Here is a 13,563-nt window from a genome sequence, read left to right as displayed (position 1 = left end):
GCCTATTAAGATAGAACGATTTAAGTTCTTCCGCCTTTTATCTTCTAAATGGTTCTTCAAACGGCGTGCAGCTTGAACCGTTTGTCCTATGTAGGCAGAGGGTTTTTTATTGTCGTTGTAAAGAATGTATACGATTGGGTAGTTGTTTAAGTGGACGGTTTTTATGTGATTGAGATGCTCACGATTGAAATCTTTCTTTTCTACAATAAGTTCGTTCATTCTATTAACCTCATTGTCTCTTTTTTTAAATAGTAACATAACTTTTCTGGTTTATTTAACCAGTTGGTTTGATATATAAATAGCTGTCTAGAATATCCATGGATTTATTAAACAGAATTTGAAAAACCCTCACACTCCCCATTTTACTTTTTCTCTCAATTTTAAACAATAATTCCCAATAATTGATATAATATGTAGTAATCCTATTTAACTATTTATACTACAAGGAGGACTAATGTTGAACACAACCATAGAATGTCAATTTGAATATGATAAAAAAGTTAGTTTTGCTCTGCAACAGAACCATGTCCCCGTCGTTAAGTTTCTTTCCGTCAAAAACTCATCTGCCGATTACCTTTCCAATCTTAAAATAGAAATCACAGCCAATCCTATGTTTGCTGAATCCTACACTTTGACTATTGAGAAGCTAGAGCCTGATGAGGTTATTGAAATACGACCTGATTTGCCATTATCGTCAGAATTCCTCAGCAGTCTGGATGAAAGCATTGCCGGCCATCTAAATGTGAGAATTACTCATGAGAATCAGGAACTATTTAAAAAAACGTTACCTATTGATGTAATGTCTTTTGATTCATGGCCAGGTGCTTCCGTATTACCTGAAATAATATCCAGTTTCATTACTCCGAATCGTCCATTTATCAATGAAATTATCAGATATGCTGCCACCATTATGGAAAAAGGCACAGGAACCAGCTCAATGGATGGTTATCAAAGTGGGAATCCAAACAGGGTTTTGGCTCAATTGTCTGCTATTTTTTCAGCGATTCAATCATATGGAATTGCATATGTAAATCCTCCTGCCAGCTTTGAAGAAGAAGGACAGAAAGTTAGATTTCCAGATTTGATTAAAGAGCATAAATTAGGAACTTGCCTGGACCTTACCTTACTTTATGCTGCGTGTGCAGAAGCTGTTGGTATTTATCCTATCGTTGTGTTCCTGAAAGGTCATGCCTTTCCTGCTTTCTGGTTAAAGGAACAAACTTCTTTTGAGAGTTTTCAAGATGATAAAAGCATTTTAACTAAATCGATGGCTAATGGAATTAACGAGCTCATCGTAGTGGAATCTACTCTTTTAACAAAGAAAGAGGCTAGTTTTAACGGAGCAGTACAAGCTGCAGAAATGAACCTTGATAAAGAAGGACAATTCCATTTCTTTATTGATGTTCAAAGAAGCAGAATCGGCCAAATCAAACCTATTCCATTGAAAAAGGTTGGCGGGGAAATTGAAGTGGAAGTACAAACAGAAACTGGACTTAAAACTCCTGGCAACATGCAATTTGATCATGTCGAAGTAATTCCTGAAAGTGATAGATCTGATCAGACTAACGAACAAGAAAATAAAGTCATCTACTGGCAAAATAAGCTTATCGATATGAGTCTCCGTAATAATCTGTTGAACTATCGTCTACATACTCAGGGAGTCCCGGTAGTAACGCCGGATTTATCCAAAACTGAAGATATATTAGCCATGGGACAAAAAGTTTTTATTAATCCTTTGCCAAATGAGTGGAAAAACAAGGCTAGAGATTTCAGGGATCAAAAGGAGCTTTTACAATCGAAAATTCTACAGGGAGACATGGAAAACAACCGGTTACGGTCAACTCTTACTGAGGTTAAGCTTGAACAAGAACTAGTGAAACTATATCGGAAAGCCAAAAATACTCTTGAAGAAAGCGGAGCAAATTCCCTATTTGTAGCTTTAGGATTCTTAAAATGGTATGAAGAAAAGTCTTATACCAAAGAACGTTACGCTCCAATTCTTTTGCTGCCTGTTGATTTAGTAAGGTTGTCTGCTAAGAAAGGTTACTATATTCGAGCAAGGGATGAAGAAATCCAGATAAATATTTCTCTTATTGAATACTTAAAGCAAAAGTTCGGTATAGATGCCTCAAGGTTATATGACATACCAAAGGATGATCATGGAGCAGATGTGAAAAGAGTTCTAACGACAATGCGACGGTTGATAATGCCTATGAAAAATTGGGATGTCTATGAGACAGCCAGTATCGGTTTGTTTTCTTTTTCAAAGTTTGTCATGTGGAATGACCTTGTAAACAATTCGGAGGAGTTAAAGAAGAATAAAGTTGTCAAAAGCTTAATAGAAGGTAACTACTTGGGTGAAGCCAGCCAAACAATGAATAAACCAGTTACTGCAGAAGTGGATGAGGAAGAAACGGTCTTTGCTCCATTAAGTTTTGATAGTACCCAATTAGAAGCAATCTTGGCAACAGGTGATAATAATAGTTTTGTCCTGCATGGACCTCCAGGTTCAGGTAAGTCTCAAACCATCACAAACATGATATCTCATGCTCTCGCTAATGATAAGACGGTGTTATTTGTTGCAGAGAAAATGGCTGCACTAAGTGTAGTGCAAAAGAGGCTTTCAGATATTGGTCTTGGTGACTTTTGCTTAGAGGTTTATTCAAGCAAGGGGCAGAAAAAAGATATACTTGCTCAGTTGGAAGCATCCTTTAAGGCACAGAGTAAAACAAAAGGGACAAAATGGAATGAAAAGTCAGAGGAGATCAAAAGGTTAAAGAAAGAATTGAATACCTATGTTCATGACTTACACAAGAAAACGACAATAGGACAAAGTATCTTTGAAATGATAGAGGAGTATTCCGATATCAAAGTAAAAAACCAAGTTATAGATTTCAATCGAAATTCGGTCAAAAACATGGATGAGGGGTTATTTAAGAAATCCAAACAACTATTAGAAAACATTGCAGTTGTTGGAGAAATTTGCGGAGATACCGACAAAAACCCTTGGAGTGGTATCAAACAAACCAACTACTCTTTACAGTTAAATGACACAATAAAAGAGCAGCTGTCCGCTATCGAGACGAACGTTTCACTTTTGGGGGAGCTTGAGCAATCATTTAATGTACTGGGGTTAGTCGATCAAAATCGAACATATAAATGGTACAGTTTACTGGATTCGCTGAGCACTTACCTGCTAGACATGCCTCAAGCAAACCTTAACTTGATAGGGGTAGATCATTTTGAGCAGCTTGCAGCACAATTAGCTAATGTCATTTCGACTGGCAAGCAAAGAGACAATAAAATCAAGACAATTACAGAACGATTTGATTTATCTATCCTGAAAATCAATCCAGAGCCATTGTTACAGGAGTTAAGACTGGCAGAAAACAGTTGGTTCCTTAAAAAGATAATAGGAAAGAACAAAATCTCAAAGGAATTGAAAAAATACCTTGTTACAAAAAATAAGATTGATACAGATGAACTGGACACGATTATTACAACCATAAAAGAGATTCAGCAAAAACAAGAAACTTTGAATCAATCCACTGATATGATGGAACGCTATTTCCCTAGTTTATGGAATGACTCAAAAGGAAATTGGTCTGAAATAGAAAAAGCAATTGAATGGACAGTATCGGTTCGATCTGCTCTTCATGAGTTTAGTGAAGAACAAGCCTATTTAACCAATACAGCAGAAGTCTTGCAAAACAATACTAAAGCTATTACTGCTCAGAAAATGCAAGATGCTATCACAAACTTTAAGTCAACATTCAAGAAGGTAAAGAGTTGTGTCAATAAAATTGAAGAAGAATTGCTTTTGTCAGATTTTCATGAGCCTGGACAGCACAATTGGACACAAGTCATAAAAGACAAATCTATACTTCTAATAAATGCTCTTCCTCAATTGAAAGATAACTGTCAGCTTGCTCGTACCATAGAAGAAGCTGAATTAGCAGGCTTAGAAAATGTCACAAAGCCTTATCTCAATGGTCAACTAAAACATAGTGAACTGCTTCCTGCTTTCTTGTATGGTTTTTATCGTGTCAGGATAGATGAAGAAATTACAAGCAGCCAGACCTTATCCGGTTTCTCAAGAGCCGAGTTTGAGAATAAGGTGAAAACGTTTAATAGTCTGGATGACGAGATCAGCGAGTTAACGAAACTTGAAGTATATGTAAGACTCATGGAGCGGGTGCCTGATCTGCTTAATAATGTGATTCAAAGTTCTGAGCCAGGTATTTTGTTAAAAGCAATCAAAAGCAAAGGAAGAGGGATTGCAATTCGGCAATTGTTTGAACGGATCCCAAATCTCCTGCCTAAGATTAAACCGTGTATGCTGATGAGTCCCTTATCAGTTGCACAGTACCTGGATCCTTCGGTGTCAAAATTTGATTTTGTCATTTTTGATGAAGCCTCCCAGCTGCCAACCAGCGAAGCAATTGGAGCTATGGCCAGAGGAGAAAACGTTGTAGTAGTTGGAGATCCAAAACAATTACCGCCTACAAGCTTTTTTAGTGCACAACAATCTGAGGAAGATTTTGATATACAGGACTTGGAGAGTGTATTAGATGATTGCTTGTCTGTAAGAATGCCGCAAAAGCATTTAAGTTGGCATTACCGAAGTGAACATGAAAGCTTAATTTCGTTTTCTAATAACCATTTCTATGAAAATAAATTAATCACCTTTCCATCGGTTGATGATATTAAGTCTCGTGTTTCTTTTAAAAATGTTAAAGGTGTATACGATAGAGGGAAAACAAAGCATAACAAAATTGAAGCAAAAGCAATCGTTGATGAAATCTTCTCAAGGTTGAGTAATCCAGAACAGGAGCACCAAAGCATTGGGGTGGTGACCTTTAACCAGGTTCAACAAACCTTAATAGAAGACATGATTGACGAACGTTTGAAAGAAGATTCCAGTCTTGAAAAGTACTTTACAGATGAAGTTCTTGATCCTGTGTTTGTTAAAAACCTTGAAAATGTTCAAGGAGATGAACGGGATGTCATTTTATTCTCTGTAGGATATGGTCCTGATGAAACAGGTCATATGACGCTAAACTTTGGTCCATTGAATCGTGATGGTGGATGGCGCCGTCTGAACGTAGCGGTCTCTCGAGCCAAAAAAGAAATGATCATCTATGCTTCTATGGAACCAGATCAAATTAATCTGTCCAGAACCAAAGCTGAAGGTGTTCATAGTTTAAGAGCTTTTATGGAATTTGCAAAGCGCGGAAATGAACCACTGCTTCTGGAAAACCGCAACCAAAGCAGAAATACAAATTCTGAGATTATTATCCCTAAAATTCAGAAGGCTTTAGAAGACCATGGATACCAAACTCAACAAAATGTAGGAAGCAGCGAGTTTAAAATCGATTTGGCCGTAGTGGATAAGAACAGAGAGGGCAAATACATTGCTGCGATACAAATTGATGGTCCTGGTTATGCCAATCGGAAAACAACAAGGGATCGGAACAAATTGAGTGATCTCATGTTAGGGAGATTAGGCTGGCAGATCATCAAGGTGTGGTCCGTCGAATGGTGGCATGATGAAAGGAAACAGATAGAAGGGATATTAAATCAGTTAAAACATATTGAGAACAACCCATCTGAAGAAAATAGTAATCAACCTGCTGCTTCAACGAAGGTTCAACCGACCATTCAGCAAAAAATAAGCAGTTTGGTCATCCCATTAGAAAATTCAAAACCAAAAGGAAACTTCTTTGACCCAGCCATACTGGAAACTGTTAACTTGCCAAATGAATCGTTCTACCCAATCGAGGGCAGACCGATTATCCGAAAGCAAATTCAACAGGTAGTTAATCAGGAAGCTCCCGTAAGTTTTTCTCAACTGACAAAATCAATTATTTCAGCCTGGGGCTTTACACGAAGCGGAGCAAAGCTGGAGAACATTGTAGAAACCGTTCTTTCTAAAATGAAAGTGTATAAGTCCAAAGAAGAAAAAGGACTATTCATCTGGAAAGACGAAGCTCAATTTAATACCTATAAAGAATTTAGATTGGCTGGAAATGATAGAAGAGCATTACAAGATATTAGCAAACAAGAATTCGCCAACGGAGTAATGGAGATTATCAGCACAGCTCTTCGGTTACCAAAAACAGATTTAATCAAAGAGATATCAAAGCAGCTTGGGTACAGCCGAACGAGCAGCCAAGGAGAGCAGTTTATCCAAGAAGCGATTGATTTGAATGTATCGAAAGGTTTGATTGTTGAAGACGAAAAAGGGTTTGTGGAAGTAAAGTAGTTTAATAGTGCCTGTCCTTGAAAGGGCAGGCACTGTCAATCCATGATGAATAATAGGAGGGATATGGTGGATTTTATTGCTCTTGATTTTGAAATTGCCAACCATAAATTATCCAGCGCGTGCTCATTAGGAATGGTGTTTGTGGAAGAAAACGTAATTGTAGACAAGAAATCTTTTCTGATAAAACCTCCAGGCCTTGACGTAGACCCTGATTATACAAAGATACATGGGATAACTCGTGAAATGCTCAAAGACGCTCCTAGCTTTCCAGAAATATGGAGTGAAATACACTACTATTTTTCAAAGAGAAATTTGTTCGTGGCTCATAATGCTCAATTTGATATGAATGTCTTGAAGAACACTTTGTTAGAATACTCCATTCAAATACCCGAATTTGAATATGTTTGCAGTATCCCTGTAAGCACCAGAGCATGCAGGGGAGAACGGATCGGCAATTCACTAAAAGAGAGAGCAGAGCGATTTGGAGTTGTCTTGGAGAACCATCATGATGCACTCTCAGATGCCCGTGCCTGCGCTGAACTGGTAATAAAGTGTGTGGAATCGAAGAGAAGAAAGTCTCTCCAAAGTTATTGCCGGACCTATGGAAGTATTCCTGTCAAAAAGTTCTCTGAGTTAAAGCTCCAAACCACCTTCAGGAAAAGAAAGAAATTCAATAAGATTGCCATAAAAGATATTGTAGCTAACAAAGAGATATTTGATGAAAACCATGAGCTGTATGGAAAGAATGTAGTATTTACTGGTGATTTACTAACGTTTGATCGCAAAGAAGCTATGCAAAAAGTTGTTGACCTTGGTGGCTTTGTGAAAAGTGGGGTCAGCAGGAAAACAGACTTCTTGGTTGTTGGTAAGCAGGACAAGAGTGTTGTGGGAGAAGAGGGATTAAGTTCCAAAGAAAAGAAAGCTTATGAACTGATTGAGCAAGGAATTGAGATTAAGGTTATTGGGGAGGAAGAATTGAAGAGGTTGTTTTCTGCTGTTTTATTATAAGCTTTATAAGTAAAGAAATTAGAGAAAGCTGGTATCCTTCTGTGTATGATGGACAGGACAATTACCTGTCCATCTGTTCCACTAAGATAGATGTTATTTTTAATTACCTTATATAATCTATTTCTGCTAGTTTACGCACTAGAATATCATTATCAAAATTGCCACTAACGTTATGATATTCATGATTTAAGCCGAAAGTAAAAGCTAGTAATATCCTATCCACAGGCATAATATCTGAATTCATACATAAAGTTTTAGCACTCTGGGAAAAATAATACGAAGTTATAAAATATGCATATACGGGAGTGAAAGCTTTAATATTCTCTACAAGGCCTTTATATATACCTTGTAGAAGTGCAAAGTTTCCACTTTTAAGAAGGAGTAATGATCCAGCTAATTCTCTAACTTCTTTTGAACCTACCCTATCTTCTTTATAATGCTTAGCTTGCCCTATTAAATAAACTCTATTAATATTCATATTTTTAGCTAGTATTTTATTATCTAAATCTCTTTCTATTGCTCCAACAAAGTCTATTCCCTGATCATGAGATTTTCTTGTAACATTTGGCCTTTTTGAACTTCCTAAAAAGTGTAAATATAGAGCACATAATCTCTCAAAGTCATGAGGTGATAAAGATTTTATTACCTCTAATGCCTTAACTACATTTTTGATTGTATCAAAAAATTTAATATTTAAGCTATTTGTATCTATATCAAATAACTGGAGTCCAAAAATACTCTCTACGTCTTTCTCATATTTAGAAAGTTCCTCAGCAAAATCATTAGCCAGCAAGGAGTCATAGTCGTGGTCTTCAACAAAATTAATAATATTGTTATATTCACTATAGTTTGTTAATAAGAATTCAAGTAAGGATTTAAACTCTTCCTCTTTTTGTAATTTATTCATTAAATTCTGCATCCGTAGCTACAAATTTTTTGAAAGCATCTATAGTATTAATGATTTTCATCATTTCTTTTTGTGAATCTTTATCCATAGCTAAAAGAGCTGTAGCAGGTATTTTATCTAAACTCCTTTTAATAGATTTTATGTTACTCTTGAATCCCTGGTCAGTAAAGTAAGTACTTTGTTCTAGAGCTTCAGAAATGCTTTGTTTTTCTTCGAGTGTTTCAAGGGCTTCTTCATCTTTAATAAATTTACTTAGTTCACGTATATCGTCCCTTTTTTGTATAATAGGTGATGTCCATTCTTCAGTAGTTGATATCCAACTGAAAAATCGTTTTAGATTTTTCTTGTTTTTAAAATCATTAACTGTTTCATCCCAATCTAACCATTCTCTCATATTAGGTTTACTCATTAATTCATAAAATAAAGCTGCTTGACTGGATTTAAAATAGTCTCCATAGTCTTCATCATTCTTATACTTTTCCATTGCTATAAAAGAGTTGATTCTTCTTTTAACTTCAGGTTTTTTCATGCCTAGTCGATTGGCTATCTCAGAAATATCCATATCGTATTTTTGTTTTAGGTTCATTATTAATTCGGACTGAGCATAGTCGCCCCACTCTTTAACACCACTAACATGTCTTAATCCCATTAAAAGGAGGTAGTCTTCTTCACCTAAATCATACGTTACTACTTCAATTTGTGTGAAAACTTCCGGGTTTAATTTTCCTATTGAGTAACCTCTTTCATAATCATCTTTTAATGCTTTTAGCGCAGCTATTCTTCGGTTACCTTCTATTACAACATACAGGTTGTTATTACTTTTATGCTGTCTTACGAGAATATTGTCAATTCTTAAAAAACCGTTAGTTTTTATACTGTCTAATAAATCTTTAATATCTTCTCGGTTTTCGCCCTCAACCATTTCTCTTACTCTTTTTTGTACTAACGGATTAGGAATGCTTTCTTCCTTTACGAATGTATACCTGTTATGACTGTGAATTCTATAGTTATTCGGATCGAGTAAAAGTTGATCTACCTTCAATGAAATGGTTTCCATAGTAAATACCCTCCTTAGTAATTGCTATGAATACATTATAGCCTAAAATAAATATTATTATTATTTAAAGATATCTGTTTAAAAATTATTTTATTCCTTTTTATTTTATTCACCATTTATATTTTCGGGAAAATTAGTGAAAAACCAATAAAACAGATGTGATTTAAGAGTAATAAATTTAAAGTTTATTAGCTTAGTTTACAAAACTCTATATCAATTTTTTAATGCTGTGAGAATGGAGGCCTTACCTTGACGGGTCAATCACGAGCCGGTCATTTTCTTCATCATAACTGACGGAGGGGCCAAGGACCACACCGACATAATTCAAGTCAAATCCCTGAACAGTGTAGATCGAGCCAACTTCTTTAATGGATTCCGGATATTCAGCCCAGGTTATGTTATCTTGGGTACTGTTCCAGGGAATGTTGATTCCATCTTTGTCTACGATGTAGGTCTTCTTATCTTTTTTATGAAGGTAATCAAATGTTGAGACGATCCGAGAAAGACCGACTTCATCATTCTTGCTCTCAATGGCTTCTTTAAAGGCTGAAGCTTCCTCAAAAATTTTCAGTTCAAACTTTGAATCTTCTTTTTTAGGGGGGAAAGGAAGTAATTCTTTTGCAACAAAATGGTCAATCCACCTCATTGTTTCAGGGTTGGCGTTCATCCTCAATTGATCAGTCAGCTTCACGGTTTTGGCATTGTACTGATTGGTGATTTCCTCAAGCAATCTATCATCCCAGTAGCTTTTAATTTTCAGCACTTGTTTCGGGTCAAAAATAACAATTGTGATTTTGCTGCGCTTAATGATTTCCTCCAGCTGGTTCTGATACCTGAAGTTGTTATAGGAATCTTCCTTTGTAAGGAGAAGGTGAGCTTCGTCTACTAAGACGATATCAGCCTTCGAGTCATCTTTTGTCTTTTGATTAATGAAAGGTGTAGGTTTCATGAGGCTCTTCTTCTTCAAATTCGGCAGGCTGTTAGCAATCCCTTTATACGTCTTCAGCATTTCTCCGTGATTCACCAGCAGGTAATTGTCCGTTGCGTGGAGGGAAGAGCTGCTGTCATGAGCTAAGTCCTGAATGGTGTTAAACAAAGAGCTTAACAGGACGCTTTTCCCTGATCCGGCGTCACCTTCAATCGCAATTACATGATTGCCATCTCGGTTGATATTCTCTCTACAGAAATCAAGAATTTCATTTTTAATATCAAGCTGTTGAGATGTCAGCTCTTTATAGGGAGATAACTTGTAAATATCTTTATTTCTAAGATTTTCAACTGTGTCGTAAACAACCTTCTCTTCCCTAAGCTTCTCCCAAATCGCTTGAAAAAGCTCCTCATTATAAAAAGGCTTCTCATAATAGTTGTGCATTTCCCTGGAGTTTGTCTGGCTTACATTCTGCTGTTGGTAGCGATTATCGGCAATAAAGAAGTTTATAAGATTAGACTCAATATTATAGGTCGCCGACTGATTAATATTTCTCATGGCCAATTAAAATCAAACGATTTAAGTTCTTCCGCCTTTTACTTCAACCGACGTGCAGCTTGAACCGTTTGTCCTATGTAGGCAGAGGGCTTTTTCTTGTCATTGTAAAGAATATATACGATTGGATAGTTGTTTAAGTGGTCTGTTTTTATGTAAGCGATATGCTCACGATTGAGATCTCTCTTTTCTACAATAAGTTCGTCCATTCTTTTAACCTCATTGTCTCTTTTTAAAAATTGTATCATAAAAAACACACATGCCTCTGTAGTGTCTGAAAAAACCAACTCATAGAGGCAATATACAACCTATAATTATACTTCTTTACCGCTCAGCTCTCTCCAGTACATAAGTAGGGGATGAAATCAAATAATACCCCCACATCAATATCACTTTACTTGTAACGAAGACAATAAGAATATAGTAATACCAATTTCCCTTGAAATTAATGATAAGGAGTATTGTGTACGAGGGTGGGGGTATTTCAAATAAATTAAAGTGTTAAGGGAGCAAGTTGTATAAGCGAATGTTTTTCTTGCAATAAATATTCTTTTAGGCATATTATAGTGTTTTTTGTTTAGATATTACTACTTTATGTTTAAATTAAATTAGTACAAATGGCCGGGGGAGTAGGAGGAAAGATTCTGTGATTATTGAATAGGATAAATTCTAGTCTCTACTTTCCTACTAACGTACAAGAAAATGAAACCAGTGTTTAAAAAGGATAGGTCGCTTTTAGGCAATATAAATGGTAAAATAATAAAAAAATGTATTAATTTGTAATTTAAAATAAAGAATGTAGAGGGTAGGTGTAAATTTGAGTACATCTTTATCAGTCTTTGAAAAAGCAATACTAAAAGAAATCAGAAATAATAACCTTTCAATATTTGCAGGAGCAGGTCTTTCACGAGGTTCTGGATTTGTTGATTGGAGGGGGCTTCTTAGAGATATTGCAACAGAACTAGATTTAGATATTAATAAGGAACTAGACCTAGTTTCTGTGGCTCAATATCATTTTAACGCTAATGGAAGGCAGACAATAAATGAAGCGATAGTTGATGAGTTTCAACGGGCAGCAGAACGAAATGAGAACATGAATATCCTATCTCGTTTACCGATTGATACCTATTGGACAACTAATTATGATTCTATTATTGAAGATACCTTAGGCGATGTAGGGAAAATTGTTGATAAAAAAATTAATCAAAACCAGATGAAAAACTTTAAACCAAATAGAGATGTAGTCGTATATAAAATGCATGGAGATAGAGACTTTCCTGATGATGCGGTTATTACTAGAGATGATTATGAAAAATATGACTCCACTAAAGCGCTTTTTACGACTCAACTAAAAGGTGAATTGATTTCAAAAACATTTTTATTTATAGGATTTAGCTTTGAAGATCCCAACTTAGAACAAATACTCAGTAAGATACGAATAGATTTGCTTGGGGATAGTCCAAAGAATCATTACTGTTTTTTTAGGAAAGTAAATAAATATGATCAACAATATAAAAAACAGGATGGCTCAATTGATGAAGACGCATTTAACTATGACAAAGTGAAACAAGATTTAAAAGTCAAGGATTTAAAAAGATATGGAATAAACTCGGTATTAATTGAAGAGTATGCGGATATAACTACAATCTTAAAAAATATTGAAAAGAAGTTTAAGGTTAATAAAATTTTTATTTCTGGCAGTGCCGAAGAATATGGTAACTATACCGAAACTGAAGCTAAAGATTTAATGCATGATCTTTCAAAATCTTTAGTAGTGGACAACCATCATATTATCTCAGGTTTTGGCTTAGGAGTGGGCAGTTATATAATTAATGGAGCACTTGAAGAGATTTTTCTAGGTAAAGGAAAAAAAATCAATGACTATTTAACATTAAGACCTTTTCCCCAATCTGAATCCGGAGGTAAAACTCTAAAAGAACTATGGACAGAATATAGAAACGAAATGATAAGTGATGCAGGAGTAGTGATTTTTTTGTTTGGGAATAAAATTGTTGATGGGAAAGTCGTTGAGGCTAATGGGATGATTGAAGAATACAAAATAGCTAGGGAAAAAGATAAGTATATTATCCCGGTTGGAACAACTGGATTTGCAGCTGAAAAAATTTTAAATGAAGTTAAGGGTGACTTAGAAACCTTTTGGTACTTAGAAGAATCCCTAGATGTATTAATTGGGGAAAAAGACCACCAGAAGGTCATTTCTGAAATAAAAAAAATAATCGATAAAATTAGGAGGAGAGTATAGTGGCAAGAAAGGTTTTTTTTAGTTTTCATTATGAAAAAGATGCATGGAGAGCAGGGCAGGTAAGAAACTCAAATATAACTCAATCTATTAAGGGTTATATTGATAAGGCAGAATGGGAAGAAGTAAAAAGAAAGGGTGATAAGGCAATAAAAGAATGGATAGAAGAACAAATGAAAGGGACCTCCGTAACGGTAGTCCTAATTGGAAAAGAAACCTCAGAAAGAAAATGGGTTAAGTATGAAATTGAAAAAAGTGTAGAAAAGGGAAATGGTTTACTTGGAATCTATATTCACCGCTTAAAAAATAAAGATGGTGAAACAGATGTAAAAGGAGAGAACCCATTAGATAATCTTTATATAACAGTAGACGGAAAATCAAAAAAAGCGTCAAATTACTTTAAAACGTATTATTGGGATTTAGACAAAGGGTATGAGAATTTTTCTAGTTGGATAGAGGAGTCCGCAAGACTAGCAGGTAGATAAATAAATAGTTATTGACGTTTGCTTATTATATAATGCAACCTAAATCAGTAAAGTCAAACAGGAACCCCCATTGTTGAGGGTTCCTGTTTAATTCAGTA

At 35.5% G+C, this 13,563-nt stretch carries 7 protein-coding genes and 1 pseudogene; 4 read left to right on the top strand and 4 right to left on the bottom strand.

Annotation, left to right across the window (positions count from 1 at the left end; genetic code table 11):
• On the bottom strand, window positions 1–219 hold a 219-nt coding region (locus tag D3H55_RS13345; RefSeq protein ID WP_168413082.1), incomplete at its 3' end, for a GIY-YIG nuclease family protein.
• Between the two features lie 238 nt (window positions 220–457).
• On the opposite strand from D3H55_RS13345, the gene proA reads away from it, so the two are divergent.
• Together proA and D3H55_RS13335 are read left to right on the top strand one after the other, a co-directional pair.
• Window positions 458–6,265: an anti-phage protein ProA gene (gene proA / locus D3H55_RS13340; RefSeq protein ID WP_168413081.1), complete on the top strand. Its 5,808-nt coding sequence runs from the start codon at window positions 458–460 to the stop codon at window positions 6,263–6,265.
• Window positions 6,266–6,331: 66 nt separating this feature from the next.
• Window positions 6,332–7,273, top strand: coding sequence for an exonuclease domain-containing protein (locus D3H55_RS13335; RefSeq protein ID WP_119547415.1), 942 nt, complete (start codon window positions 6,332–6,334; stop codon window positions 7,271–7,273).
• 103 nt (window positions 7,274–7,376) lie between these two features.
• Here D3H55_RS13335 and D3H55_RS13330 read toward each other — a convergent pair whose 3' ends face one another.
• From D3H55_RS13330 to D3H55_RS13320, 3 genes and pseudogenes are all read right to left on the bottom strand, one after another.
• Window positions 7,377–8,180 carry a restriction endonuclease gene (locus tag D3H55_RS13330; protein WP_168413080.1) on the bottom strand — a complete coding sequence of 268 codons (804 nt, stop codon included), beginning with the start codon at window positions 8,178–8,180 and terminating at the stop codon, window positions 7,377–7,379.
• On the bottom strand, window positions 8,173–9,237 hold the full coding sequence (locus D3H55_RS13325) for a ParB/RepB/Spo0J family partition protein (protein WP_119547411.1): 1,065 nt from the start codon (window positions 9,235–9,237) through the stop codon (window positions 8,173–8,175). The genes D3H55_RS13330 and D3H55_RS13325 overlap by 8 nt, the downstream gene beginning before the upstream one ends.
• Window positions 9,238–9,484: 247 nt before the next feature.
• A pseudogene (locus D3H55_RS13320) lies at window positions 9,485–10,929 on the bottom strand (DNA/RNA helicase domain-containing protein); the annotation flags it as partial.
• A gap of 608 nt (window positions 10,930–11,537) precedes the next feature.
• Here D3H55_RS13320 and D3H55_RS13315 point away from each other — a divergent pair.
• Together D3H55_RS13315 and D3H55_RS13310 are read left to right on the top strand one after the other, a co-directional pair.
• Complete coding sequence (locus D3H55_RS13315; RefSeq protein WP_119547409.1) at window positions 11,538–12,983, top strand: SIR2 family protein; 1,446 nt, start codon at window positions 11,538–11,540, stop codon at window positions 12,981–12,983.
• The gene (locus tag D3H55_RS13310; protein WP_119547407.1) at window positions 12,983–13,465 is read left to right on the top strand and encodes a TIR domain-containing protein; all 483 of its coding nucleotides are present in this window, start codon (window positions 12,983–12,985) and stop codon (window positions 13,463–13,465) included. The genes D3H55_RS13315 and D3H55_RS13310 overlap by 1 nt, the downstream gene beginning before the upstream one ends.
• Window positions 13,466–13,563: the final 98 nt, after the last annotated feature.

The sequence above is a fragment of the Bacillus salacetis genome (assembly GCF_003581585.1).
In the GTDB taxonomy this organism is placed as follows: Bacteria; Bacillota; Bacilli; order Bacillales; family Bacillaceae_B; genus Rossellomorea; species Rossellomorea salacetis.
Note: the sequence above shows the minus strand (reverse complement) of the source record. Positions and strands in the feature narration are given on the sequence as shown.

Bases quoted from the DNA above. Each gene is read 5' to 3' on its own strand.
- D3H55_RS13330 (WP_168413080.1), bottom strand. From the start codon at position 8,180: ATGAATAAATTACAAAAAGAGGAAGAGTTTAAATCCTTACTTGAATTC.
- D3H55_RS13325 (WP_119547411.1), bottom strand. From the start codon at position 9,237: ATGGAAACCATTTCATTGAAGGTAGATCAACTTTTACTCGATCCGAAT.